The sequence below is a fragment of the Pseudoalteromonas sp. MEBiC 03607 genome (genome assembly GCF_004792295.1).
In the GTDB taxonomy this organism is placed as follows: domain Bacteria; phylum Pseudomonadota; class Gammaproteobacteria; order Enterobacterales; family Alteromonadaceae; genus Pseudoalteromonas; species Pseudoalteromonas lipolytica_C.
The window spans coordinates 198,382-225,000 of the sequence record NZ_SRRY01000001.1 but is presented as its reverse complement, the minus strand read 5'-3'; the positions used below and the strand labels follow the sequence as shown (position 1 = coordinate 225,000).

At 41.3% G+C, this 26,619-nt stretch carries 27 protein-coding genes and 2 rRNA genes (1 of these 29 only partly in view); 22 read left to right on the top strand and 7 right to left on the bottom strand.

What is annotated here, in order from left to right; all coding sequences use genetic code 11:
- Together E5N72_RS00945 and rrf are read left to right on the top strand one after the other, a co-directional pair.
- Positions 1–1,462: ribosomal RNA gene (locus E5N72_RS00945) — 23S ribosomal RNA — on the top strand (it extends 1,423 nt beyond the left edge of the window).
- Positions 1,463–1,586: 124 nt separating this feature from the next.
- Positions 1,587–1,701 (top strand): 5S ribosomal RNA (gene rrf / locus E5N72_RS00940).
- A 493-nt stretch (positions 1,702–2,194) separates the two neighbouring features.
- Here the strand turns inward: rrf and E5N72_RS00935 are convergent.
- From E5N72_RS00935 to hslR, 3 genes are all read right to left on the bottom strand, one after another.
- A complete protein-coding gene (locus E5N72_RS00935; protein ID WP_135922847.1) occupies positions 2,195–3,733 on the bottom strand; it encodes a phosphoenolpyruvate carboxykinase in 1,539 nt (512 codons plus the stop codon).
- Between the two features lie 277 nt (positions 3,734–4,010).
- Positions 4,011–4,856 carry an Hsp33 family molecular chaperone HslO gene (gene hslO / locus E5N72_RS00930; protein ID WP_135922846.1) on the bottom strand — a complete coding sequence of 282 codons (846 nt, stop codon included), beginning with the start codon at positions 4,854–4,856 and terminating at the stop codon, positions 4,011–4,013.
- 12 nt (positions 4,857–4,868) lie between these two features.
- Positions 4,869–5,288: a ribosome-associated heat shock protein Hsp15 gene (gene hslR, locus E5N72_RS00925; protein ID WP_135922845.1), complete on the bottom strand. Its 420-nt coding sequence runs from the start codon at positions 5,286–5,288 to the stop codon at positions 4,869–4,871.
- Between the two features lie 209 nt (positions 5,289–5,497).
- On the opposite strand from hslR, the gene gspC reads away from it, so the two are divergent.
- The 13 genes from gspC to E5N72_RS00860 all read left to right on the top strand — a co-directional run bounded on the left by gspC (position 5,498) and on the right by E5N72_RS00860 (position 17,549).
- Positions 5,498–6,439: a type II secretion system protein GspC gene (gene gspC, locus E5N72_RS00920; RefSeq protein ID WP_135922844.1), complete on the top strand. Its 942-nt coding sequence runs from the start codon at positions 5,498–5,500 to the stop codon at positions 6,437–6,439.
- A gap of 22 nt (positions 6,440–6,461) precedes the next feature.
- Positions 6,462–8,525, top strand: coding sequence for a type II secretion system secretin GspD (gspD, locus tag E5N72_RS00915; protein ID WP_135922843.1), 2,064 nt, complete (start codon positions 6,462–6,464; stop codon positions 8,523–8,525).
- Complete coding sequence (gene gspE / locus E5N72_RS00910) at positions 8,518–10,083, top strand: type II secretion system ATPase GspE (RefSeq protein ID WP_135922842.1); 1,566 nt, start codon at positions 8,518–8,520, stop codon at positions 10,081–10,083. Before gspD ends, gspE begins: the two co-directional genes overlap by 8 nt.
- 2 nt (positions 10,084–10,085) lie before the next feature.
- On the top strand, positions 10,086–11,321 hold the full coding sequence (gene gspF / locus E5N72_RS00905; RefSeq protein WP_135922841.1) for a type II secretion system inner membrane protein GspF: 1,236 nt from the start codon (positions 10,086–10,088) through the stop codon (positions 11,319–11,321).
- 75 nt (positions 11,322–11,396) lie between these two features.
- Positions 11,397–11,819, top strand: coding sequence for a type II secretion system major pseudopilin GspG (gspG, locus tag E5N72_RS00900; RefSeq protein WP_135922840.1), 423 nt, complete (start codon positions 11,397–11,399; stop codon positions 11,817–11,819).
- A gap of 52 nt (positions 11,820–11,871) precedes the next feature.
- Positions 11,872–12,471, top strand: a complete 600-nt coding sequence (locus E5N72_RS00895) for a prepilin-type N-terminal cleavage/methylation domain-containing protein (protein WP_135922839.1) — start codon at positions 11,872–11,874, stop codon at positions 12,469–12,471.
- A complete protein-coding gene (gene gspI, locus E5N72_RS00890) occupies positions 12,471–12,845 on the top strand; it encodes a type II secretion system minor pseudopilin GspI (RefSeq protein WP_135922838.1) in 375 nt (124 codons plus the stop codon). The genes E5N72_RS00895 and gspI overlap by 1 nt, the downstream gene beginning before the upstream one ends.
- Entirely contained in the window at positions 12,845–13,483 is a 639-nt protein-coding gene (gene gspJ / locus E5N72_RS00885) for a type II secretion system minor pseudopilin GspJ (RefSeq protein ID WP_135922837.1), read from the top strand. The genes gspI and gspJ overlap by 1 nt, the downstream gene beginning before the upstream one ends.
- Positions 13,480–14,475 (top strand): type II secretion system minor pseudopilin GspK, encoded by a 996-nt coding sequence (gene gspK / locus E5N72_RS00880; RefSeq protein ID WP_171040472.1) that lies wholly within the window; start codon positions 13,480–13,482, stop codon positions 14,473–14,475. The genes gspJ and gspK overlap by 4 nt, the downstream gene beginning before the upstream one ends.
- Positions 14,472–15,683: a type II secretion system protein GspL gene (gene gspL, locus E5N72_RS00875; protein ID WP_135922836.1), complete on the top strand. Its 1,212-nt coding sequence runs from the start codon at positions 14,472–14,474 to the stop codon at positions 15,681–15,683. Before gspK ends, gspL begins: the two co-directional genes overlap by 4 nt.
- Positions 15,680–16,153 (top strand): type II secretion system protein M, encoded by a 474-nt coding sequence (locus tag E5N72_RS00870; protein ID WP_135922835.1) that lies wholly within the window; start codon positions 15,680–15,682, stop codon positions 16,151–16,153. The genes gspL and E5N72_RS00870 overlap by 4 nt, the downstream gene beginning before the upstream one ends.
- Before the next feature lie 3 nt (positions 16,154–16,156).
- Positions 16,157–16,915, top strand: a complete 759-nt coding sequence (locus E5N72_RS00865; RefSeq protein ID WP_135922834.1) for a type II secretion system protein N — start codon at positions 16,157–16,159, stop codon at positions 16,913–16,915.
- Positions 16,916–16,934: 19 nt separating this feature from the next.
- On the top strand, positions 16,935–17,549 hold the full coding sequence (locus E5N72_RS00860) for a UPF0149 family protein (RefSeq protein WP_135922833.1): 615 nt from the start codon (positions 16,935–16,937) through the stop codon (positions 17,547–17,549).
- Here the strand turns inward: E5N72_RS00860 and E5N72_RS00855 are convergent.
- Both E5N72_RS00855 and E5N72_RS00850 read right to left on the bottom strand, forming a co-directional pair.
- Complete coding sequence (locus tag E5N72_RS00855) at positions 17,546–17,749, bottom strand: hypothetical protein (RefSeq protein ID WP_135922832.1); 204 nt, start codon at positions 17,747–17,749, stop codon at positions 17,546–17,548. The two genes, E5N72_RS00860 and E5N72_RS00855, sit on opposite strands and share 4 nt — an antisense overlap.
- Entirely contained in the window at positions 17,749–18,108 is a 360-nt protein-coding gene (locus E5N72_RS00850; RefSeq protein ID WP_135922831.1) for a hypothetical protein, read from the bottom strand. The genes E5N72_RS00855 and E5N72_RS00850 overlap by 1 nt, the downstream gene beginning before the upstream one ends.
- 267 nt (positions 18,109–18,375) lie before the next feature.
- Between E5N72_RS00850 and ccoG the strand changes: the two genes are divergently transcribed.
- The 5 genes from ccoG (at position 18,376) to E5N72_RS00825 (ending at position 22,670) form a co-directional block, all read left to right on the top strand.
- Positions 18,376–19,806 (top strand): cytochrome c oxidase accessory protein CcoG, encoded by a 1,431-nt coding sequence (ccoG, locus tag E5N72_RS00845; RefSeq protein ID WP_135922830.1) that lies wholly within the window; start codon positions 18,376–18,378, stop codon positions 19,804–19,806.
- A gap of 65 nt (positions 19,807–19,871) precedes the next feature.
- Entirely contained in the window at positions 19,872–20,846 is a 975-nt protein-coding gene (locus tag E5N72_RS00840; protein WP_135922829.1) for a serine/threonine protein kinase, read from the top strand.
- Between the two features lie 30 nt (positions 20,847–20,876).
- Positions 20,877–21,500: a thiol:disulfide interchange protein DsbA/DsbL gene (locus tag E5N72_RS00835; protein ID WP_135922828.1), complete on the top strand. Its 624-nt coding sequence runs from the start codon at positions 20,877–20,879 to the stop codon at positions 21,498–21,500.
- Between the two features lie 18 nt (positions 21,501–21,518).
- Positions 21,519–22,157: a thiol:disulfide interchange protein DsbA/DsbL gene (locus E5N72_RS00830; protein ID WP_135922827.1), complete on the top strand. Its 639-nt coding sequence runs from the start codon at positions 21,519–21,521 to the stop codon at positions 22,155–22,157.
- 57 nt (positions 22,158–22,214) lie between these two features.
- On the top strand, positions 22,215–22,670 hold the full coding sequence (locus E5N72_RS00825) for a DUF523 domain-containing protein (protein ID WP_135922826.1): 456 nt from the start codon (positions 22,215–22,217) through the stop codon (positions 22,668–22,670).
- 2 nt (positions 22,671–22,672) lie between these two features.
- Here E5N72_RS00825 and trmA read toward each other — a convergent pair whose 3' ends face one another.
- Positions 22,673–23,770, bottom strand: coding sequence for a tRNA (uridine(54)-C5)-methyltransferase TrmA (gene trmA / locus E5N72_RS00820; RefSeq protein WP_135922825.1), 1,098 nt, complete (start codon positions 23,768–23,770; stop codon positions 22,673–22,675).
- 164 nt (positions 23,771–23,934) lie between these two features.
- On the opposite strand from trmA, the gene E5N72_RS00815 reads away from it, so the two are divergent.
- Positions 23,935–25,053 (top strand): DUF5610 domain-containing protein, encoded by a 1,119-nt coding sequence (locus E5N72_RS00815; RefSeq protein WP_135922824.1) that lies wholly within the window; start codon positions 23,935–23,937, stop codon positions 25,051–25,053.
- A gap of 66 nt (positions 25,054–25,119) precedes the next feature.
- Entirely contained in the window at positions 25,120–25,914 is a 795-nt protein-coding gene (gene murI, locus E5N72_RS00810; RefSeq protein WP_135922823.1) for a glutamate racemase, read from the top strand.
- On the opposite strand, the gene E5N72_RS00805 is transcribed toward murI, so the two are convergent.
- Positions 25,877–26,356, bottom strand: coding sequence for an RNA-binding protein (locus E5N72_RS00805; RefSeq protein WP_135922822.1), 480 nt, complete (start codon positions 26,354–26,356; stop codon positions 25,877–25,879). The two genes, murI and E5N72_RS00805, sit on opposite strands and share 38 nt — an antisense overlap.
- Between the last annotated feature and the right edge of the window lie 263 nt (positions 26,357–26,619).

The following is a 26,619-nucleotide window of genomic DNA, read 5'->3' as shown; positions in this document are numbered from 1 at the left end:
CAAGCATGGCGTTGGTTGTCCATGTGAAAGTGAGTAGGTTGGTGACTTAGGAAAATCCGGGTTGCTAAGACTGAGACACGAGACGAGCACCTAAGGGTGTGAAGTTGTTGATGCCATACTTCCAGGAAAAGCCTCTAAGCTTCAGATTATACCGAATCGTACCCCAAACCGACACAGGTGGTCAGGTAGAGAATACTAAGGCGCTTGAGAGAACTCGGGTGAAGGAACTAGGCAAAATCGTACCGTAACTTCGGGAGAAGGTACGCTCCTATCTGTGATGAGACTTGCTCTCTAAGCGGACGGGAGCCGCAGTGACCAGGTGGCTGGGACTGTTTATTAAAAACACAGCACTGTGCAAAATCGCAAGATGACGTATACGGTGTGACACCTGCCCGGTGCCGGAAGGTTAATTGATGGGGTTAGTTTTCGGACGAAGCTCTTGATCGAAGCCCCGGTAAACGGCGGCCGTAACTATAACGGTCCTAAGGTAGCGAAATTCCTTGTCGGGTAAGTTCCGACCTGCACGAATGGTGTAACCATGGCCACGCTGTCTCCACCCGAGACTCAGTGAAATTGAAATCGCAGTGAAGATGCTGTGTACCCGCGGCTAGACGGAAAGACCCCGTGAACCTTTACTACAGCTTGGCACTGAACATTGACCCTACATGTGTAGGATAGGTGGGAGGCTTTGAAGCAGAGACGCTAGTCTTTGTGGAGCCGTCCTTGAAATACCACCCTTGTAGTGTTGATGTTCTAACGTTGGTCCCTTATCGGGATTACGGACAGTGCCTGGTGGGTAGTTTGACTGGGGCGGTCTCCTCCCAAAGAGTAACGGAGGAGCACGAAGGTTGGCTAAGTACGGTCGGACATCGTACGGTTAGTGTAATGGTAGAAGCCAGCTTAACTGCGAGACAGACACGTCGAGCAGGTACGAAAGTAGGTCATAGTGATCCGGTGGTTCTGAATGGAAGGGCCATCGCTCAACGGATAAAAGGTACTCCGGGGATAACAGGCTGATACCGCCCAAGAGTTCATATCGACGGCGGTGTTTGGCACCTCGATGTCGGCTCATCACATCCTGGGGCTGAAGTCGGTCCCAAGGGTATGGCTGTTCGCCATTTAAAGTGGTACGCGAGCTGGGTTTAGAACGTCGTGAGACAGTTCGGTCCCTATCTGCCGTGGGCGTTTGAGAATTGAGAGGGGTTGCTCCTAGTACGAGAGGACCGGAGTGAACGAACCGCTGGTGTTCGGGTTGTCATGCCAATGGCACTGCCCGGTAGCTACGTTCGGAACTGATAAGCGCTGAAAGCATCTAAGCGCGAAGCAGGCCTCGAGATGAGTTCTCACTAGACTTTTAAAGTCTCTGAAGGGCCGTTGAAGACTACAACGTTGATAGGCAGGGTGTGGAAGTGGTGCGAGCCATTAAGCTAACCTGTACTAATTACCCGTGAGGCTTAACCATACAACGCCAAACGCGTTTTATGACAGCGTAACGAACAGAAGTTAAGAAACTAAAGTAGACATTTACTTGATATCAGAATTCCGAATTTTAGTTAATTGCAAAAGCGATTAACGCCCCAAATTTGCTTGGTGACAATAGCGTTTTGGACCCACCTGACCCCATGCCGAACTCAGTAGTGAAACGAAACAGCGCCGATGATAGTGTGGCATTTGCCATGTGAAAGTAGGACATCGCCAGGCTCCAAATTAAAGAAAGCCCGATTCGAAAGAGTCGGGCTTTTTTGCGTCTGGAGCTGTCAGCCGTCAGACGTCAGACGTCAGTTGAAATGTGGGGTTGTCCTGTACAGAGTCATCCTCAGCAACAAAACCCCGTAGGAGGCACTTCAGTGCCGAATTCAGACCTTAACAAACACATTCACGGCTAAAGCCATTCCTACAAGTACAATTTGCTAGAACCTAGAACCTAGAACCTAGAACCTAGAACCTAGAACCTAGAACCTAGAACCTAGAACCTAGAACCTAGAACCTAGAGCCTAATTGCATAGGAAGACGCAGCACCAAACACCCACACCGAGCGGCTGATCGCTGACGGCTGAAAGCTGATAGCTCTGTGATGTGTTGGGTTTCGCTTCGCTCTACCCAACCTACGGCAGACTTCAAACGTAACTCATGATCCAAAAACAAAAACGCCAGCATATAGCTGGCGTTTTTAAATCTGAAGGTAAGCTTGATATTAAGCTTTTGGACCTGCTGATTTGATTGCTTCTGAAACATCGTATTTAGCGAAGTTTTCAGTGAAGTCTGAAGCTAGTTTGTTTGCGTATTCTGCGTACTTCTCTTTATCTTCCCATGTGTTGATTGGGTTAAGAAGTTGGCTGTCTACACCAGGTACTGCCACTGGCACATCTAGGTTAAGTACGTCGATGTGTTGAGTTTCTACGTCAGCTAGTTTACCAGATACAATTGCATCAACTACAGCACGTGTCGTTGGGATATCGAAACGTTGACCAGTACCATACGGGCCGCCTGTCCAGCCTGTGTTAACTAGGTATACTTTAGCGCCGAATTCACGTACACGCTTCATTAGAAGCTCTGCGTAAATGCCTGCAGGGCGTGGGAAGAACGGAGCACCGAAACATGTTGAGAATGTCGACTCGATGTCGCTAGTTGAACCGATTTCAGTTGAACCAACTTTCGCAGTGTAACCGCTAAGGAAGTGGTACGCTGCAGCTTCTTCAGTTAGTACTGAAACTGGAGGTAACACACCGCTCACGTCACATGTTAAGAATACAACGGCTTTTGGCTCGCCAGCTCGGTTTTCTACTTTACGTTTTTCAACGTGCTCTAGAGGGTAAGCTGCACGGCTGTTCTGTGTAAGGCTGGTATCATGGAAATCTGGTACACGGTTTTCGTCAAGTACCACGTTTTCTAAGATTGTACCGAAGCGAATTGCATTCCAAATAACTGGTTCGTTCTTTTGTGATAGGTCGATACATTTCGCGTAACAACCACCTTCGATATTAAATACGCTACCAGGTGCCCAACCGTGCTCGTCATCACCAATAAGGAAACGAGTAGGATCCGCTGATAATGTTGTTTTACCTGTACCAGATAAACCGAAGAATAAGGCTGTGTCGCCTGCTTCACCTACGTTTGCAGAACAGTGCATTGGTAATACACCTTTTGCAGGAAGTAGGAAGTTTTGAACAGAGAACATTGATTTCTTCATTTCGCCTGCGTAGCGCATACCAGCCAGTAACACTTTACGTTGTGCGAAGTTGATGATTACAGTGCCATCACTGTTAGTGCCATCGCGCTCTGGGTCACATACAAATGAAGGTACGTTCATGACCTGCCACTCTGGGAAGTCAGCAGTATTGTATGTTTGTGGTTCGATAAACATGTTTTTGGCAAAAATGTGATGCCATGCAGTTTCTGTTGTTACTACAACTGGTAAATAATGCTCAGGATCAGCGCCAACTTCTAGGTGAGAGATGAAGTGGTCGTTGCTTTTCACGTGTTGTTCTACACGTGCCCATAACGCGTCAAACTTGTCTGCATCGAATGGGCGGTTTACGTTGCCCCATTGGATTTCGTTTTCAGTGCTTGGCTCTTGAACAATAAAACGATCTTTTGGAGAGCGGCCAGTGCGTTCACCGGTTTTTGCAACAAAAGCACCATTAGCGGCTAGAGTCCCTTCGCCACGACGAATAGCGTGTTCGACAAGTTCAGCTGCAGTAAGATCAACAAAACTAGTAGCGTTTGCAGTCATGTTTATACCTAAATTGTGAGAGATTGAACGGGATAGCTCTGGGGTTCTTAGTTTTCCCTTTTGCTAAAAGAATAGTAACAGAAGGATTAGGGATATTCGAGTGTCTGAAGGGCTTAAAAAGGCATATATTTGGCAAAAAACATGAATAATTTCAATGATACCGGTGTCATAAAATGTCACTTTTTCATGACACCGGTATCATTAGTTTTTAAACTTTTTTTAATAAAAAAGCCGCACTCAGTGCGGCTTTTAATATAATAATATTATAGTTGCAGTTTTAATTGAAAATAGACTTTATTTCTTGTTCATCGAAAATGTAGTCTTTTAAGCAATAGTGGCAGCTAATTTTCACTTCACCATTTGCTTCTACATCTGCAAGTAATTCGTCTTGGCCCACATTAACGAGTGCTGCAATAGTTTTGTCTCTGCTGCAACCACAACGGAAATTGATTGCTTGTGGCTCGAATAACTGCGGGTTGTCTTCATGATATAGACGAGTCAGTACTGTGTTTGCATCTAAGTGTAATAATTCATCATCTTTGATGGTATTACTGATAGCTTCAAGGTGCGTAAAGTCTTCAACTGACTTTTCTTTATTTACAGGCAATACTTGTAAAAATAAGCCAGCAGCTTTTGCTGATTCTGCTGTAACCTCAGTTGCAAACCAAAGGCGTGTTTTTAACTGCTCTGATTGTTCAAAGTAGTTTTCAAGACATTTATCTAAGCTATCGTGCTCTAGTGGCACAATACCTTGGTAACGTTCGCCTTTTGTAGGTGTAATAGTAATAACCATGTAGCCATTACCAATTAGTTCTTTAATAGTGCTGCCTGTTACTTCACCCTGCAGGCGAGCGACACCACGCATATTTTGTTTATCGTCACCATTAATTACAGCGTATTTTACAGGGCCATCACCTTGTAGTTGTACGGCGATTTCACCTTCAAACTTTAATGTGGCAGTTAATAAGCATGTCGCAACGAGCAATTCACCTAACAGTGTTTGCACTGCAACAGGGTAATTATGGTTCGCGATCATTTCTTGATAAGTTTTGTCAATTTGTACGAGTTCACCACGTACATCAAGCTGATCAAATATATAACGATGAAGTAAATCTTGTTGCATGAGTTGCATTACCTAACTTGATTTCAGTTTTAACAGTTCACGTCTTTGCTTTTTATCTGGTTTACGCTCAGGATGTGGAGCAAAGAAGCTGTTGTTCTTACGGGCGATAGCATTTGCTTCGCGTTTCTCAATACTTGCTTGAGTTTCTTGGTATAAGGTTTGTGCAATGGGGGCGCCTTGACGTTTTTCAAGGATCTTTTCTATTATCACAACCTTTTCGTCGACTCCTTGCAGCAGTTTTACGACTGCACCCACTTCGACGATTTTGCTGGGTTTTGTTCGTTGTCCATTATAATGTACTTTGCCACCTTGCACCATGTCTCGTGCGACTGAACGAGTTTTGTAAAAGCGGGCAGCCCATAACCACTTATCAAGGCGCACGCTTAACTCATCTTTAGTATCTTTCGACTGCTGAGTGTTACCTTTTGACACAATTGTGCTCTTTTAAAGCTGCTAATATATAGACAAAATCTACCATGAAACTTAATAACAAAGAAATAGTCATAGCTATTCCTTACCTGCTTTGTTCTGCAAAATAACCTCGTTTACAAAGTTTAATATCGGTGTGCTTGTTGAATGAAAAATGAAAAGGTACTATAGGCCAGCTATCAAGCTGTAAATTAAAAAAAGAAATAGAGTATATGGAACAACACTTACAACAAGTTAGACAGTTTTTAAACGGCTTACCACACGCCAAGCTAAGTGCACTTGTAGTGCTGTTAGTTGTTGTTTATATTGCATTTTTATCTTCAAAGTTGTTTTGGCTAGTTTGGCCGGAGCCTGATACCAAAGCATTGCCAATCAATAGCGCCTATACCACTTCAAAACGAGTTGAAACCGTAAACTCGAGACAAATCATTGAGCAAAATTTATTCGGTAAAGCAGTAGCCGAAAGTAAAAATGATACAAAAAAACAGAATAAAGTTATTAACAATGCCCCTGAAACTCGCCTCAGTATAAATCTGACTGGCATTGTTGCGGTAAGTCAAAATGATCAAGCTGGTCTTGCAATAATTGAATCACAGGGTAAACAAGAAACTTATGTGGTTGATGATGCTGTTCAAGGCACTCGCGCAAAGCTAGCTCAGGTATTACCTGACCGTGTCATTTTAGATGTTAATGGCCGTTTCGAGACTCTAATGCTAGATGGACTCGACTTCACTAAAACAGTATCTATGCCAGTATTGGCAGAGCGTGAAGAGCCAGCTTTAATGGATGGTCCTCAGCTTGATGAAATTGAACAAATTAACGCGACAGAAGATGAAGAGGTAAAAGACGCTCTTATCGAGACCCGCGAAGAAGTATTAGACGATCCAGGGAAATTATTTGACTACATTCGTGTTTCTCAAGCGATGGTAGACGGTGAATTGGTGGGCTACCGCTTAAGCCCAGGAAAAGACCCTGCGCTATTTAAGCAAATGGGATTAATGAATAATGATTTAGCTATTGCAATAAATGGCTATCAATTAAACGATTTAAAACAGGCAATGTCAGCAATTAACGAATTACGAAATAGTACTGACGCCAGCATCACTATCGAACGCGATGGTGAGCAAATTGATGTGCAATTTAGCCTGCAATAACTAGCTTTGGAGTTTTTATAGAATGGTTCACGCGCTACACCTCAGAAAAATTAAGAAAGGGTTAGCAAAATATGCAGCGCTTTTTTTATTAACAGGATTATCGCTTTCAGTTTCTGCTGTTGAATATGCAGCAAACTTTAAGGGAACAGATATTAATGAATTCATTAATATCGTGGGTAAAAACCTAAATAAAACGGTGATTATTGACCCTAGTGTGCGCGGTAAAGTGAATGTGCGCAGCTACGAATTAATGGATGAAAAACTCTATTATCAGTTCTTCTTAAATGTACTCGAAGTATACGGTTATTCAGTTGTAGAAATGGATAACGGTATTATCAAGATTGAGAAAAGCTCAGACGCAAAAAAATCAAACGTCCCTTTGATCACTGAAGATAATCAAGCCAGTGGCGATATGATGGTGACGCGTGTTGTTAGAGTGAAGAATGTTAGTGTACAAGAATTAGGCCCACTCATTCGTCAGTTTAATGACCAAAAAGATGGTGGCCATGTTGCTAACTTTAATGCTGCAAACGTGATGATGTTGACAGGCCATGCTGCATCGGTGAACCGCTTAGTGGAAATTATACGCTCAGTTGACCAAGCGGGTGATAAACGCGTTGATATCGTAAAACTTAAATTTGCTACCGCAGACGATGTAGTGTCTGTCGTTGATAATATTTACAAAGATGGTGGCAAAGGCAGCATTCCAGAGTTTTTGATCCCTAAAGTTGTTGCTGATGGACGTACTAACAGTGTGATTGTCAGTGGTGAAGCACAAGCACGAACTCGTGCTGTTGATCTTATCAGTCGCTTAGATGGAGAGCTTGAAAACCAAGGTAATACCAAGGTTATCTATTTAAACTACGCAAAAGCTGAAGATCTTGTAAAAGTATTACAGGGTGTGAGTAAAACGCTAGCAGAAGATGCGCAAGGTGGTGCAACTAAGACTCGTACGCGCAACCAAAACGAAACAAGTATTGAAGCGCACCCAGATTCTAACTCGCTGGTTATTACTGCCCAGCCAGATACCATGCGCTCACTTGAACAAGTAATAGACCGTCTTGATGTACGCCGAGCGCAGGTACTTGTCGAGGCTATTATCGTTGAAGTGTTAGAAGCTGATGGTATCAATTTAGGCTTGCAGTGGATTTCAGAGCAAGGCGGGATGATGCAGTTCAACAATGGCACAACAGTGCCTGTTGGTTCGTTAGCTGTTGCAGCAGAGCAAGCACGTGATAAAACGGTACAAAAAACGATTACAGGCAGTGAGACAGGTAATACAACGCCATATGAAGAAACTGTAGAAGGTGATTTAGGTCCTTTAGGGCAATTGCTTGGTGGTATTAACGGACTCGCAATGGGTATCGTGAAAAATGACTGGGGTGCAATTATTCAAGCAGTATCTACAGATACTAACTCAAACATTCTTGCCACACCGTCTGTTACGACCATGGATAACGAAGAAGCGTCGATGATTGTTGGTCAAGAAGTACCTATTATCACAGGTTCACAAACAGGCTCAAATAACGCAAATCCATTCCAAACAGTTGAACGTCAAGAAGTGGGTGTAAAACTTAAAGTAACACCGCAAATTAATGACGGCTCTGCAGTACAGCTAACAATTGAACAAGAAGTATCAAGTGTTAGTGGCGCTACAGCAGTTGATATTTCAGTTAATAAGCGTGCTATTAAAACCACGGTTATGGCTGACGATGGTGGCATGGTTGTGCTAGGTGGCTTGATTGATGAAGATGTGCAGGAAAGTGTATCTAAAGTGCCGTTATTAGGAGATATTCCTGTACTTGGTCATTTATTCCGTTCAACAAGTACAAATAAACGCAAGCGTAACTTGATTGTATTTATTCGTCCTACCATTGTGCGCGATGGCATTAGCATGAATAAACTGAGCCACTCGAAATATAACTTTATCCGTGGCGAACAACATAAACAAAAAGAAGATGGTATTGATTTAATGCCGTTGACGGATGCACCAATCCTTCCTGAATGGAATGACGCTTTGGTATTACCGCCAACTTACGAAGAGTACCTAAAACAACAAAACGCGAATGAGCGCAACGATGACTAATGCAATTACCGAGATTAATGACGAGTTAGTCCATGACACGACAACTACTCATGATGAGCTTTTAACAAGTGATGATCTTGTTAGCTTGCCAACGAAGCGGTTGCCGTTCTCGTATGCACGTCGCACAGGCGTATTGCTAAGCAAAAATCAAGATAACTGGACTGTGTTTTATCGCGGTGAGTTAAACCTAGATGCCCTGCTTGAAGTACGTCGTATTGCCGGTCATGGTTTTTCGTTAGAGCAATTACCAGATGATAAATTTGAGCTATTGCTAGAGGCTTCGTACCAGCGTGATAGTTCTGAAACACAACAGATGATGGAAGATATTGGTAACGAGGTTGATTTATTCTCGTTGGCCGATGAATTGCCGCAAACTGAAGATCTCCTTGCTGGTGATGATGATGCACCAATCATCAAGCTAATCAACGCGATGCTGAGCGAAGCAATTAAAGAAGGTGCCTCGGATATTCATATCGAAACATTCGAGCAAGAACTTGTTATTCGCTTTAGGGTTGATGGCGTTTTAAAAGAAGTATTAAAACCTAATCGTAAACTCGCTTCATTGTTAGTGTCGCGAATTAAGGTTATGGCAAAACTCGATATCGCAGAGAAACGTATCCCGCAGGATGGGCGTATTAGTTTACGTATTGCTGGTCGTGCTGTTGATGTGCGTGTATCAACGATGCCATCAAGCTTTGGTGAGCGTGTCGTGCTGCGTCTACTTGATAAAAATAATGCTCGCTTGAATCTTGAAGATTTAGGGATGACTGAGCGTAATCGAGAGCTATTTGCTGATTTAATTAGTAAGCCGCACGGTATTATCTTAGTAACCGGTCCAACGGGTTCTGGTAAAAGTACCACCTTGTATGCGGGTATGAGTCAAATTAACTCACGCGATCGCAACATTCTTACGGTTGAAGATCCAATCGAGTACGAGATCCCAGGTATTGGTCAAACTCAGGTAAATACTAAAGTAGATATGACCTTTGCACGCGGTTTGCGTGCCATCCTTCGTCAAGACCCTGACGTAGTAATGGTTGGTGAGATCCGTGACCTTGAAACAGCACAAATAGGTGTTCAAGCGTCATTAACTGGTCACTTAGTAATGTCGACTCTGCACACTAATACGGCAGCCGGTGCAATCACACGTATGGAAGACATGGGTGTTGAGCCTTTCTTACTTTCTTCGTCCCTGCTTGGTGTATTGTCGCAACGCCTAGTGCGTACTTTATGTAATACTTGTAAAGAAGGTCACATTGCCGATGAACGTGAGTGCCAGCTATTGGGTGTAAACCCTGCTGAGCCACCAACAATTTACCGAGCTGTGGGTTGTGAAGAGTGTAACTTTAACGGTTATCGCGGTCGTACAGGTATTCATGAATTATTAGTTGTTGATGAAACTATTCGTGAAATGATCCACAGTGGTAAAGGTGAGCAAAGCGTTGAGAAATACATCCGCAAGCATAGCCCAAGTATTCGTCAGGATGGCTGTAGCCGTGTATTAGCTGGCCGTACAACCTTAGAAGAAGTCTTACGTGTAACACGTGAGGAAGGTTAACTATGGCAGCGTTTGAGTACCGAGCCTTAGATGGTAAAGGTAAAGAGAAAAAAGGCATTCTTGAGGCCGATACGGTAAAACAAATTCGCCAAACTTTGCGTGAACAAGGCCTAATGCCTTTAGAGGTTGTTGCTGCGGCAGAAGGCGAAAAACAAGTGAAAGGGGCTAAAAAGTCTCTCTTTAGTGGTTTTTTTAAGCCAAAGATCTCCACCTCAGATTTAGCTTTAATTACCCGTCAGCTTGCCACCTTGATTCAATCGGCTTTACCTGTGGAAGGGGCTGTAATGGCGGTCGCAGAGCAATGTGAGAAGCCACGCTTAAAGCGCATGTTGATGGCCGTACGCTCAAAAGTAGTTGAAGGCTATACGCTTGCCGATGGCATGAGTGAGTTTCCGCATGTGTTTGATGATTTATATCGCGCAATGGTGGCAGCGGGTGAAAAGTCAGGTCACTTAGATCAAGTTCTTAATCGTTTAGCTGATTACACGGAACAACGACAGCATATGCGTAGTCAAATAACACAAGCGATGGTGTATCCGACTATCCTTGTTGTATTTGCAATTGCTATCGTATCTGTGTTGCTCGGTACTGTAGTGCCTAAGATTTTAAAGACATTTGAAAAGTCTAAGCAAGTTTTACCTTGGACTACAGAATGGGTTATGGCGGCCAGTAACTTTGTACAAAATTACTGGTTTATTAGCTTGGTGGTCATAACTGCCATAGCGGTAGGCATAAAGCAGGCGCTGAAACGACCGCATATTCGCTATTGGTTTGATGAAAAAGTGTTGTATTTACCGGGTATTGGTAAAGTAGCCAGAGGTGTTAATACTGCCCGCTTTGCACGAACATTAAGTATTTTATCATCTAGTTCGGTGCCCTTACTTGAAGGAATGCGTATTTCAGGTGGGGTATTAGTGAACGAAAAAATGAAAAAATCGGTGCAAGATGCAGCAACGCGTGTCAGTGAGGGTGCTAGCCTTCGTGCTGCACTTCAGCAAACGAAGCTGTTTCCACCGATGATGCTACATATGATTGCCAGTGGTGAAAAATCAGGTGAATTGGAACAAATGCTAGAACGCGCGGCAAACAACCAAGATCGCGAGTTTGAAAGCATGGTTAATGTATCGTTAAAGCTCTTAGAGCCAGCGATGATAGCTTCAATGGCTGTTATTGTTTTGTTTATTGTAATGGCGATACTGCAACCAATTATGGCAATGAATAAAGCTGTAGGTCTTTAAATCAGGGAACGGTAGAGTAGCAGTTATTACTGTCGCTCTATAATAATTTATTGAAGTAAGTTAGAGGTATTTTTTGTGAACAAACAGTCAGGTTTCTCATTATTAGAAGTCATGGTGGTACTGGTTATCATCGGTATGATTATGTCAATTGTGGCGCCAAATATTATGGGGCAGCAAGAAGAAGCAGCAATCGACAAAGCACATCTAGATATTCAACAAATCGAAGATGCGTTAAGTCTCTATAAGCTTAAGAACAAAACGTATCCTACGACAGAGCAGGGGCTTGAAGCACTTGTTACTAAAACGAGTATTGAGCCTATTCCTAAGCGTTTTCCTGATGGTGGGTTTCTTGAAAAGCTACCAGAGGATCCATGGGGTAATCCATACCAGCTAATCAGCCCAGGAGAAATCGGTAAAGTTGATATTTTCTCGATGGGTCCGGATGGTGAAGCCGGCACTGATGATGATATCGGTAACTGGGATGAAGAAAAACAATAATGTATATGCTTAGCCATTTGCTCAATGTTATTACTGAACAAGGCTTACTGTTATGGTAAGCCTTGGTCGTTTGCATTTGGCTTCTCGGGCAGGCAGTGCCAAAGGGTTTAGCCTCATCGAAATTTTAATGGTGCTTGTGGTAATTGGCTTTGTTACCAAAATGGTCGCTTATAGTTTCGATGGGGGGGCAGAGGAAGAACTCGAAAAACAAGCGCTCAAAATACATACCGCGATTAATATGGCATCTGAGTTCGCCATTTTGAACCAAGTTGAGCTCGGTTTTCATATTGATAAAGAAACACTTGAATTTTTGGTTTTTGATGGTGAAAAATGGATAACTTTTGACCGTGAAAAACTATTTGCACCAATTAAAGTCGATGAACGGTTTAAGCTAACACTAAATCTTGATGATTTAGCATGGGCTGAACAAAACTTACTTGAGCAGTCTAACTGGCGCGAGTTAATGAGTGGCGGTGATGAAGATAGTTTACTTGAGTTACAAAAGCTGAAAATACCGCAAGTGCTTATACTCTCTTCAGGCGAAGTGAGTGCGTTTCAATTGGTTTATGAGCTTAAAGATGAGCGTGAGCCGCAATACTTTATTGAAGGCGAATTCATGGCCCCTGTTAAGCTTCGTAGGGAACCAGAATAATGATTAAATCAACAGGTTTCACGTTATTAGAAGTAATGGTTGCACTCGCTATTTGCGCAATGGCGGGCATTGCCGCTATGCAGGCGACTGGTGAGCACATTAATCATCTTTCGTCGATAGAAGAGCAAACATATGCATCATGGGTTGCTGAAAATGTCATGGTTGAGCAACGTGCCAAAGGTGAAAAGTGGGCAGGGAAGAACGGCACAAAAGGGACGCAGACACTCGCAGGTTTTGACTGGTATTGGCGACAAGATGTCGTGCCAACTGCTGACAAAAGTTTTGTTAAAGTGACTATTAATGTATTTGCAGATGAAAAGTTAGAATACCCAGTTTATGAGCTTTCTACTTATTTAAATAAAGGTGATAAGTAGTGAAGCAACGCGGTTTTACTTTGCTTGAAGTGATTATTGCCATGGGCATTTTAGCTTTCGTGGTGCTCTCAACACATCAAATTTTAGACTCGACGACCAAAGCCAAAGATGCCTCAGATGAAACCATTGCTGAACTTAACGGTTTACAAACATTGTTTCGGCTGATGGACCAAGATTTTAGTCAGATGACTAAGCGCCAAGTGCGCAATGAAGCCGGTGATTTTCAAGATACGTACATTTTAGCAGGGCGCTACGTATTGGACAGCCAATACGATGGCATTGGCTTTGTACGAGATGGCTGGGTTAACCCAATAAACTTACTGCCACGCTCTGAATTACAAGCTGTTGGTTATCGCGTTATTGATGATAACTTAGAACGTGTTTACCGCGTTTATGTTGATCAATTAGATAATATTGAACCACGCTCTCAAGTGATTCTAGAAGATATTGAAGAACTTAAGTTTGAGTTTTTAGATGATAAAGATGAGTGGCAAGAGCAATGGCAAATAAAAGCACTTCCTAAAGCGGTTGCCGTCACCATTAAAAAAATTGAGCAAGAGCCAATTCGTCGCGTATTTTTAGTGCCAGGTGAAGGTAAAGTTACGACCTCAACACAAGGAGCGAATAGTCAGCCATGATTAGTTTTAAACGCTCTCAAGGTGCTGCACTCGTGATTGTGTTATTTATTGTAGCGCTTGCTGCTATGTTAGCTGTCGAAATGAGTGCTAATTTAATGGTGCAGGTACAGCGCAGCAGCAATATTCAAAATCATCAGCAAGCAAAGTGGTATGCGTTTGCCGCTGAAGAATTAGCAATTAAAGCACTAAAACAAGCTAAAGAAGATGATCCAGATAAAACACATTTAGGACAAGTGTGGGCACAACAAGGAGGGGTTCCTTATCCAGTTGATCATGGCATGTTAACTGGGACAATCACAGATTTACAGGCGTGCCTAAATTTGAATGCATTGCATGCTGAACCTGACCTAGAAAAAGATCCTAATAACAAAACAAATCCAGCACATAAAGCGCTTTTAGCACTATTAGAGAATATAGAGGACTTACCCTCTGATGAGTCAGAAGAAGCCATGGCTGATAGCGTTTATGATTGGCTAGATGCTGATAGCATTACCTATCGCTCAGGTGCCGAAGAAGACGAATACTTATCGCGAGATTATCCTTATATGACAGCTAACAGTTATTTCGCTTCTCCATCTGAACTGCGTTTAATAAAAGGTTTTAACCCACTAGTGATGGAAAAAATACTACCATTCGTGTGTGTGATCCCAGGTAGTGAACTCATGGCTATTAATGTAAATACGCTACCGACAGAAAGTGCGATTATTTTAAGCTCACTCATTGAGGGGCTTAGTCTTTCTGGCGCAGAAACCGTTTTATCATCACGCCCTGAAAAAGGCTTTGATGATTTAGAAGCATTTTTTGAAGAGGTAAATCAACAGGGCGCACAGAATGTGAAAGCAGTTGAAGGCCTGTTCACCATCAACAGTGAATACTTTAAACTACAAACGCAGGCTGAATTTGCAGAGCTGCGTTTTTCGATGACCACCTTACTCCATGCCAATAATGGTAAAGTAACGATACTGGCGCGAAAATTTGGAGGCGTACAGTGACAGAAATATTGTTGATCCGTACGGGTCATACATTAACAGACAGCCTTAACTGGCTTATTTACTCACCAACAGAAGAAGAAATAATTGCTAGTGGCGATATTGCCAACGCGGCACATCTTGGTGAACTAACAGAAAAAGCACAATCACGTGAGGTCGTTGTTCTATTGCCAAGCGACCAAGTGCAATTAAAAACAGTAGCACTGCCAACTAAGTGGAGTCGTAAGCTAGAGCAAGCACTTCCTTACATGCTAGAAGAAGAAATAGCTTGCGATGTCGACGATTTATTTATCGCAATCGCTGAGCCAACAACTATCGAAGAAAAGCATGCAATTAATATTGCGATGACTGACCGAGAGTGGTTTGAGCAATGGTTAGCTCAATTTAGTGAGCACGCTATTGAAGTATTTAAAGTACTTCCTGACGCATTATTGTTGCCACGCGTTGAGGATCATACTCAGCTTCGCGCTGTAGAGTTAAATGGTCAGTGGTTATGTAAGCTTGGTGATTGGCATATAGCAGCTGTAGAAAAGAGTTGGTTGCACGGTTATTTAACCGCTATAGGTAATCCTAGTGTTGCTCATTTTAGCCCGGCAACTGACTTTCCAGACACGGTCACACTGACAGCCAAAACAGAGCAGTATGATTTGCCTTTAGCCTTGTTTGCAAAGCAATTACCTGAAGTAAGTTTTAACTTACGTCAAGGTATTTACCAGCTAAAGAAAAAATCTGCTATTTGGTGGGGCTATTGGAAAAAAGCGGCGATTGCTGCTGGCATCGCTTTAGTGTGTAGTGTAGGTGTTAAGTCTCTCGAACTTTATAAACTTAACAGCCAACTAGAAGCAACCAAAGCAGAAGTCGTCTCAAATTATCAACGTGCTTTTCCCAATAAAAAGGTACGTCCGCAATTAATTCGAAGCCAAATTCGTAACGAGCTGGCACTTATTGAGGTCGGAAACAGTGCAGGTTTCTTAGACTTAACTAATGATCTGGTTGCAATCTTTGCAGAAGTGAAAGATTTTACCCCAGAGACACTCCGTTATGATCATGGCCGCAATGAATTACGTATTCGTGCGCGAGGCAAAGATTTCCAATCATTTGGCAAGGTGAAAGCTATCTTAGAACAACGTGGTTTAACGGTTGATCAAGGTTCCTTGAATAATGATGGCGATTATGTCGTTGGTGAAATTAAGTTGCGAGGTGCTGCATGAAAGACCAATTAATTAATTATTGGCGTTCATTAAAAGAACAAGAGCAGCAACTTGTCATGGTTGCTGGCGTTGTGTTTGTGATTTTTGTGCTAGTAATGGGTGTGTTCAGGCCTCTCAATACAGCAATAGAAAAAGCTGAACAAGACAATATTAAGCAGCAAGAACTACTTGCTTGGGTAGATGACAGTATCGTCAAGCTTAAAGCCAGTGGTAGCGCGCGAGTCACCAATAACCGTAATTTAAGTCAAATTGTCAACAGTACTCGTAACCGTTATCAGATCACGATTAGCAAAATGCAACCAAATGATAATTCATTACGCTTAACAATTGATTCTGTTGAATTTAATAAACTTGTTGAGTGGCTTGATGAGCTGGTCAATTCGCAAGGGGTTCTCATCGAAAATTTAGATTTAAGTAAAGATGACAAGCCGGGCTTTGTGCGTGTAAGTCGTTTGGTACTAGAGAAGTAAGCGATGAAAAAAATTATTTTATTAATCACTGTGTTTGTGATGTGTTTTTTGGTGTTTACGCTTATTAAAACACCCGCCAGTGTTGCACTCGATTTAGCGGCACCTCATTTACCAAAACAATTGCAGTTGGGTAAAGCCAGTGGCTCACTGTGGGACGGCCGTGTAATGCAAGTGCGTTTTGATGGTGAACAATTAAATAATGTTCGTTGGCAATTATCGGGCTGGTCACTATTTACAGGTAAGTTAGTAGGTACTGTTCGCTTTGGAGACCCACGTGATAAGGCTGATATTTCTGGTCGCGCAGACTTTTCATATGGGCTATTTAATCAGTCAGTCACCGTTAAAAATACCACCTTACGTTTAACTGTTGAGCGTGCAATGGAGCGCCTAAAGCTGCCATTGCCTATTAATGCTCAAGGACGTGTGATTGTTGACCTAGATGAATACAGTTCTGGTCAGCCTTACTGTGACAGCTTAGCAGGTGAAATTGCCAGTCCTAATATTGATGTGCAAGGGATGAATGGCTGGTTCAGTATTGGTCCGTTAAGTGGTCGCTTAAGTTGTAAATCAGGTGATATTGCAGTACTGGTTGATCCTGATAATCGTTTAGGGCTTGAAGCTGATGCAACATTAAAAGCGAATTTAGATTTTAAAGTTGCAGGTTATATTAAACCAGAGGCAAGCTTACCAAAAGAAGTGCATGATGCTGCAAAGTTTCTTGGTCGTGCAGATAATGAAGGTCGATATCCGCTTAACTTTTAAACTGGACTAATAGAACAATATGCAATTACCTGAGTTTTCAAAGCAGCAAAGTGATTTACTGAGCCAATTTTTGGCACAGCAACAAAATGCTCTTTCATTAGCACAAACCCAAGGCTATTTGTTTGCAGTAATTTGCGCACCAGAGCCGCTTGATGTTCATCAGTGGTTAGAAGAAATTGCGCCAGGCTGTGATGGGCAAATGGATGAGCAAGTATTGTTTGCTTTTATGGCCTTGTATCAAAAAATTAGTGAACAAGTATTTGAAACCGGCTTTTCATTACCTGTGAACTTGCAATTTAGCTCACAAGGACAGGACTATTTAGATATTCAAGAATGCCAGCATTGGAGCCAAGGCTTCATACACGGAGCACAAGGCTACCTGAATAAGCTATTGGGAGCGCCGCACTTAGCCGATGAGCTCAAAGAAGCATTAACAACCGCCTTACAGAGCTTAGGTTTTTTTACCATTGAAAGTACTGAAATCGCCGCTATTGCAACCGAAAATGGTTTATCTGAAGGACAGCTTTGCCAGCAGCAATATGAAGTAATGAATGAGTTTGCCACTGGTTTTGCTGAACTAATAGAGGTGGCTGCGGTAAATAGCCAGCTTTATAATGATGAGGGCTGGAATTAACCCAGCTCTAATAGAATATCTGTGCAACCTTTTGCACAGCGCACAACGCCTTTACCTGGTTGATCTGTTTTTAAATCTAAGGTGAGGGCACCTTTACAAGTTTCACAGTACAAGGTTTGTCCTTTGCTCAGCTTTTTTAGCATATTGCGTTGCTTTGCAAATGAGTCACTCGTTCTTTTATTAAGCGCTGAAAAATCCACTACTTGTTTAACCTTTCTTCCAATGCATTTGCGACAATACTACATACGCGGTTTAGGCGCTCGCCGTAAAAGTATAAATTAATATCTTTTTCTCGGCAGTAATGCAAATGGAATACTTGCAGCTTTTCATCGGTTGTAAATGTGTCTTCAACATACTCTAGCTCAGAGTTTGATAAATTAAGTTGGGTCTTAATATTACTTTTAGCTAGATTAGCCGCTGGGCTTCGATTTACTTTACTAGCATCAGAAAGCAAGCTTATGCCATCGCCTAATAAGCGCTCTCTAGGCTCTTTGATCAAAGGGTGGTCAATCGTGAACAATGCTAAAACAATAAGCACTAAAATAAGAAATTTTTTCATAACACAATCATCTTTGATCTAAGTAAAGGAGGTTTAGTGACAAGTTTAATAAAATGGTTGTTTTAAAAGCAAGCAGATAAGATTAAATAGTTAAAAATAATAGGTGAGATCAAAACCTGAAATTTTTTATAGATTGAGTATAATAGCAACGATAGGTTAGAAGTTTCAGAAATCTTTGAATGTAATGAGATGTATTCTGATTTGCTTAGTTGATTTTGCAAGCCTATAAATGAAAAACATATTTCCTAGTGGCGTTGAGGAATTTTGATGGATAAACAAATTAAAGTTAAAAATATCCCAACGGAAGTAAAAATCCAAAAACCGGAAAATGCTTCCCTTGATGATAGGTTTAATCCACGTAACCGAATTTATGTAAGAGCTGTAAAAGGTTTACATCAATTACTAAGGCAGCGAATTGGCTTTGTAGGCATGCTTGCGTTTATGCTTCTTCCTTGGATTAATTTTCACGGCCAACAAGCTGTATTGTTTGATTTAGTAGGTCAGAAATTTAATATTTTTGGGTTGACGCTTTGGCCGCAAGATTTGACTATCCTTGCTTTCATTTTAATGCTGGCAGCGTTTGCATTATTCTTAGTGACTACTTTTTATGGACGTGTCTGGTGTGGTTATACCTGTCCACAAACTGTTTGGACTTTTATTTTTATTTGGTTTGAAGAAAAGTTTGAAGGTAGTGCCAACCAACGTAAAAAGCTTGATCAGCGTCCTATGGACTTTGATAAATTTTGGCGTAAAACTGCGAAGCACACCAGCTGGTGGTTATTTTCACTTTATACCGCCTTTACCTTTGTCGGTTACTTCACACCTATTCGCCAGCTACTACCTGATCTGTTTACGCTTGATGCAACAGCGTATTCGTATATTTGTTTAGCGGTATTTGCGGTGTGTACTTATGGTAACGCGGGTTGGATGCGTGAAATTATGTGTTTACATATTTGTCCTTATTCACGCTTTCAATCAGCGATGTTCGATAAAGATACCTTCACGGTAAGTTATGATGAAGCGCGCGGTGAAAGCCGTGGCCCACGTTCACGTAAACAAGATCCAAAAGAACTTGGCTTAGGTGATTGTATTGACTGTAACTTGTGTGTGCAGGTGTGCCCAACCGGTATCGACATTCGTAATGGTTTACAATATGAGTGTATTAACTGTGGTGCGTGTATAGATGCATGTGATGGAGTAATGGATAAAATGAATTATCCACGCGGGCTTATTTCGTACACCACAGAGCGCAATTTAGAAACGCCTGATAATAAAACTCATGCGTTGCGTCCTAAATTAATTGGTTATCTCGTTATTTTAGTAATCTTAACCGGTGCTTTGATCACTAATATTGCGATGCGAAAACCAATGGATTTTGACATTATTCGCGACCGCAATCAGTTATACCGAGTTGACTTTAACGGCTTGGTCGAAAACACCTACACACTAAAAGTGATCAATAAAGCTCAGTACGACCAGACGTTTAATATTAGTGTTGAAGGGTTAGATAACTTTGAATACATAGGTAAGCAAAGTTTTACCGTTTCATCTGGCGAATCGTATAACGTACCTTTATCACTAGTTGTTGATCCCTATGATTTGAAGAAACCGATGACTAAGTTCGAATTTATACTTTCTGTTGATGGTCAGCCTGATGTGCAGATTTCGCAGTCGAGTAACTTCTTTAAAGGACAATAATTCAGTACACTGAGCAGATGAATAAAAAGCGGGGTTTTCCCGCTTTTTTTATATGATGAGACATTATGAGTAAATTTAGTTTTGTTGACCTGACGCCTGATTCAATTTTAGATGCAGTCGAGAGTATAGGTATTTATGCTGAATCAGGTTTATTGGCTTTAAATAGCTACGAAAATCGTGTTTATCAATTTAAAGCAGAAGATGGTCATCGTTATGTCGTTAAGTTCTACCGACCTGAGCGTTGGAGTAAAGAGCAAATTTTAGAAGAGCATGCATTTGCCTTTGAGTTGGCCGATGCAGAGGTGCCTGTTGTTGCACCAGTGCTAAAAGATGGGCAAAGCTTATTTGAACATAATGGTTATTTATTTGCTTTGTTTCCAAGTGTTGGTGGTCGAATTTTTGAAGTTGATAATTTAGATCAACTCGATGTGCTTGGCCGTTTAATCGGACGAATGCACCAAGTAGCAAAAGCCGCTCCTTTTAAACATCGTCCGGTGATCAGTTGCGAAGAATACCTACAGACAGCTAAAGTTCAGTTACAAGCAAGTAACTTGGTGCCCATGTCACTTGAAAACCCTTTTTATACAATTTTAGATTTAGTTATCAAAGAAACCACCGAGCAGTATAAAAATGTTGAAACTATCCGCCTGCACGGCGACTGTCATGCTGGAAATATATTGTGGTCAGGTGATGCATTGATGTTTGTTGATTTAGATGACAGTCGTCAAGGTCCTGCAATTCAAGACTTATGGATGATGCTCAGTGGCGATCGTAACAATCAACTGTTACAGTTAGACACCTTAGTGGCTGCTTATGAAGAATTTTGTGACTTTGATCACAGCCAATTAAAGTTAATTGAGCCACTCAGAGCGATGCGCATGGTTCATTATATGGGCTGGCTTGCAAAAAGATGGGATGATCCGGCATTTCCTCGGAACTTTTCTTGGTTTGCTGAAGACAAATACTGGGAACAGCAAATATTAGCCCTAAAAGAACAACTTGCAGCGTTACAAGAAGCGCCGTTAAAATTATTACCATAAATTTTAAATTTAATTAGAGACGAGAAAACAATGTTCAAAAAATTAAAGTTAAGTCTACTTATTTTATGTTTACCATTCGCAGCATTAGCAGCGAATTTTGAAGCGGGAAATCAATACGAAGTATTAAACGTTGAAAAAAGTAAAGCGCCGCAAGTTACAGAGTTTTTCTCATTCTATTGTCCACATTGTTTTCAATTTGAGCCAGTTGCAAAAGCGCTTGCGTCTAAATTGCCAGAAGGCACAGAGTTTGTAAAAAGCCATGTTAACTTTTTAGGTGGTGTTTCAAAGCAAACACAAAGTAACCTAAGTTATGCTTACCTAATTGCTAAACAGCATGGTAAAGGTGAACAAGTTGCTGACCAAATTTTTAATAGCATCCACAAGCAACGTGTACTGCTTCAAGACCTAAAAGATGTTAAAGCATTACTCGCCACTAACGGTATTACAAGTGACGTGTTTGATGCTGATATTGCGAGTATGCCAGTTATCAGCGCAGAGAAGGCAATGCGTGACAAGCAACAGCAGTATTCAGATATGGGCGCATTAACAGGTGTACCTACTTTTATCGTTAATGATAAATATAAAATTAATTTAAATACCATCAAGAGCCAACAGATGCTTGATGAGTTAGTCGCATTTTTATTAAAACAATAATGTTGGAGTGATGAAGTAATGATCAAGTTAGTAAAGGCTGCATTAATGGCTATGACGCTAGGTTTAGCGGCTAATGCAACGGCAGCGCAATACGAAGAAGGGAAGCATTATGAAACAATTGATGCACGCGCTTCTAAAAAGCCAGAAGTAAAAGAGTTCTTTTCATTTTATTGCCCCGCGTGTAATAACTTTGAACCGGTTGTAAAAGAACTAAAGCCGTTATTAGACAAAAAAATCACTTTTAAGAAAAGTTCAGTGAATTTTGTTGGTCCTCGTGACCCAGAAATTCAAACTATTTTAGCGCAATCTATGGCTGCTGCTGCCGTCCTTCCACAAAAAGAGGCGATTATAGCTGCTATCTTTAACCATATTCATACTAAGCGTGCACGCATTAATGAATTAGCTGATATGAAAGACATCTTCGTTTCACAAGGTGTAACAGCAGAAGACTTTGATAAGTACTACAACAGTTTTTCTGTACGCACGATGGCGTCTAAAATGGCACGTGATCAAGAGTACTATCAACAAAAAGGTGCTTTAAAAGGCGTTCCAACCTTTATTGTTAACGGTAAATACCGTTTAATCTTAGGTGCAGACTCAGGTATTAGCGATGCTAAAAGCATGGCTGGTTTAATTAATTACCTAGCAGATAAGTAAGCTTAGCTTAATTAAAATAAAAGCTCCGTTCGCGGAGCTTTTTTGTTGGTACAGCACATGCAAAAATTATTAGTTTCAAGTTGTTTATTAGGAAACCCTGTTCGTTATGATGGGCAATCGCAAAATTTACTTCATCCAGGCTTAGAAACACTCAAACAGCAGGGAAGGCTCATCGCATTCTGTCCTGAAGTAGCTGGTGGGCTGCCCACGCCAAGACCGCCTGCAGAAATAAAAGCAGGAAGAGTACTTACCAAAGATTCGCAGGATGTAACTGTACAATTTGCTTACGGCGCAGAACAAGCACTTAAACTTTGTCAAAAGCAGGGCATTCGTTATGCATTATTAAAAGAATCAAGTCCTTCATGCGGTCGCAATACTATTTACGATGGTAGTCATTCTGGAAAGAAAATTTCAGGCATGGGATTAACTGCAAAGCTGTTAACCGACAATAATATAGCAGTATACAGCGAGCAGCAGTTGCCAGCGCTATTTACTGCGCTGGCAGAGAAATGATTTTATTTGCGTTGCAAAAACACACCTGATTCGATGTGGTGGGTATAAGGGAATTGATCGAAGATCGCAAAACGTTTTACTTCATGGGTTTTACATAGGTGATCAAGGTCACGCTCAAGGGTGTCTGGATTACACGAGATATAAATAATATTGTCGTAGTTAGCAACTAAGTCACACGTTAGCGTGTCCATGCCTGCGCGTGGTGGATCTACTAAGATTGTTTGGCAGTTATAGCTTGTCAGGTCAATGCCATCTAAACGAGAGAAAGTACGCTCGCCTTTCATCGCTTGAGTAAACTCTTCACTCGACATACGAATGATATCTAAGTTCTCAACTTTATTCTGCGCGATATTGTATTGCGCTGAGTAAACCGATGATTTTGAAATCTCTGTGGCTAATACACGGTCGAATGAACCCGCAAGGGCAATTGAGAAATTACCATTCCCGCAGTATAGCTCCAGTAAGTCATTGCTAAGTGGCTGGCATAGTGCTTGTGCCCACTCTAGCATCTTGATATTCACTTTCGCATTCGGTTGCGTAAAGCTATTTTCGACTTGTTGATAAATTAATTCTTTACCGTTTACATTAAGACGCTCAATGACGTAATCGTTACCAATCACTTCTTTTTGCTTACGCGCACGGCCAATAAAATCAATTTTAAACTGTGCGCTTAATTTTGTTTTCAGCTCTTTAATTGCTTGTAACCACTGCTCATCTAATTGTTTGTGATATAACAAGCTAACGAGGATTTCACCACTTAGGCTAGAAAGGTAATCAATTTGAAATAACTTACGGCGCAGAATTTCGCTGCCCTTTAAGTTTTCGATCATGGCTTGCATCACTTCACCGACTAAAGGTGCTGCAGGGTCAAACTCATCAACACGAATTTTCTCTTTGGTTTGCTGATCAAACATGATGTGAAATAAGTCTTCACCCTCATGCCATACACGAAATTCTGCACGTTGGCGGTAATGAATAGGATCAGAGCCAAACACCTCTAATTTTTCAACTCCAAAACGTCGAAACTGGTTAGTGATGCGCTGCTCTTTCTCACTCAATTGTGCATCGTATTGAGTTGTATCAATTTTTATAACCGCCATGGCTGATTACCTTTTATCTCTTAGCTTTATAACGGCGCTATTGTAGGGAGCGCTGAGGATTTGTCTAGTTTTGTTATTTATTTTGGTGTCGTTTTTTTATACAAAAAACTTAAGTTATGTGGTTTTTGGCCGATAATGAGATAACCATAACATGGAGTCGGATCATGAAAATTGGCAATCTAGGCTATATACCTAATACAAATGTGAATAAATACAATGGCAAACAGGCACTGCAGCAGCCTGCCATTCAAAATCGTCAAGACAGTTATCAGCAACGCGGGCGAGAGCTGGCAGCAAAAGTTCTTGATGATAAACTAGCTGCAGCTCTTGGCTTACCTAAAGCTGAAGAGAAAAAAGATAAACCGCTATTTGATTTTGAAGAGATCGTTAAAAACGTACTCGACTTTGTTGGCGGCGCACTTCGCAAAGCAAAAGCCGATGGTGCTGATGATGAAAAACTCAAAGGCATGCTAGGTGATGCACGCAAAGGTGTGCAAATGGGTATCGACGATGCGTATGATGAGCTCAAAGAGTCAGGCATTCTTAATGATGATATAAAAGAAGGCATCGAAAAATCTAAAGAAGGCATCTATAAAGGTATAGATGAGCTAGAAGATGATTTATTCAACCCTAAACCTAACGCAGTTTCAGTAAGCCAAGCCCAATACCTTAGTTTAAGTAATAACGCAGAATACACTTTTACAACGGCTGAAGGTGATGAAGTAAGTATTAGCTTTGCAGATGCCTATGAAAGTAAATCGGCAAGTAGCTATAGTAAAAATGGCGATAACGAAGCGTTTGTTAGTGAATCTTCGCAATCACGCGACTTGTCATTTTCGATGACAGTCAATGGTGATTTAAATGAGCAAGAGCAACAAGCTATCAATGAATTGATGGAAGACTTGCAAAGTGTCAGTGAGACATTCTTCTCTGGTTCATTAGAAGAAGCCTTTGAACAAGCGAAAGAGTTGAACTTAGGTAATGAACAACTCGTTGGCTTTACGATGGATCTGAAACAAACCAAAACAGTGGCTGCGATAAAAGGCTATGAAGAATATAAACCAGCTCCTGAAAAAGAAGTCGCCGAGAAAATAGCGCCGTTTAATGACGACCTAAAACAGGCATTTAATAAAGCCGGCGACATAGGTTTGCAAAATGAACTAGCTGGTATCTTACAATGGTTGAATCAAGACAAAGAGGAAGTCAGTAAGTTAGTTGATTATACCAAAGCAATGTTCGAGCAAATGAACAAGTTGCGTTCAGCTTCTGAGCAAGACTCATAACCGCAACTTTCTTTTTCTAAAACTGCATGGCAAACTGCTGGCCTTTGATGATCCGAGGTAAGCAGTTTGTCAGTCCATATTATGGTGTTTGATTCAGGTATAGGTGGAACCACTGTACTTGAACAGATCCAAGCATTGATCCCAAATGCTGATTATAGCTATTTCATGGATAATGCATTATTACCTTATGGTTCTCAAAGCCAACAAACCATTATTGACCGCTTACTTGCTTTACTTTGCTTTATAGAAAGTAGAGCGCTGCAGGTAGATATACTAGTAATAGCCTGTAACACCGCTTCAACATCAGCCTTAGAGGCAATTCGACCTTATACTAATATAGAAGTTGTTGGTGTAGTGCCAGCGATCAAGCCTGCGTGCGCTATAAGTAAAAGTAAACATATCGGGTTATTGGCAACACCATCAACAACCAAGAGCCGCTATACTGCAAACTTAATTAGTACTCATAGCCAAGGCACTCGAGTCAGCTTATATGGTTCAACGACGCTTGTGGAAATTGCAGAAGCACTATTTCATACGCAGATACTTAATGAAGCAAAGCTTGCAAAAGTATTGAGTGATTTAGCGATAGCAGAAGAGATAGATGTGTTGGTACTTGGCTGTACGCACTTTCCATTACTTGCCAGCGCGATTAGTAATTACTACAAACAACAGATTATACTTATTGATTCAGGCAAAGCGATTGCTAAGCGGGTTGAGAGTTTAATCTCTTTACGTGGCCTTACCTTTACAACAGGTAAAAAAAAGCCGCTGCACTATTATGCAACGGCTCCTATTTGTCATTCGCAATTAAGTGTAGAACTCATTACGCTGACTGATCAGATCCCTCGCGGAAACCATTAGCCTCGTTCTCTTGTTTTTGTTTTGCTTCACGTACTTTTAAAGTACGTTGCTGGAACTCACTATCATTTAATTGATTAATTGCATTATCTGCATCCACTTCAGCCATTTCAACAAAACCAAAGCCACGGCGTTTACCTGTGTTTTTATCTTTTAATAAACGAACGTTGAACACTTTGCCTTGTTCTTCAAATAAAGCACGAACAACACCTTCATTTGCACGATAAGGTAGGTTGCCAACATAAAGTGTTTTTGTTTTTACTTCGGCCTCCTCACTTGACGTTGATGAAAGAGCTGCAATAACTAAAGCACCAATTAATAAGCCTGCACCAAATAGCAATGCTGGGTCTAACGCTAAGCTCGCGAATGCAAACTTAACAACAACAAACCCTAATACAGCAAGAATAACGGAGAAAAGAAAAGATTTTTGATCGGGTAATTTCATTTTGATCTACCAATAAACAAGAAATAAACATTAATTTAACATTGTGAACTTGCTATCTTAACGAGTTAAATGAACATAGCAATGAAATTTGCATTAAATTATGAATATTGGCTTAAAAAACAGCCATAATCGCAACCTGTTTTGCTATTTTCGGTAAATTTAGTTCGCTTTTTGAGCGAACAGTAAAAAGATCAAAAAAAAGTGTTGATCTGTTTTTAGATCTCCCTATAATGCGACCCCACTGACACGGCGGGCAGCAACGA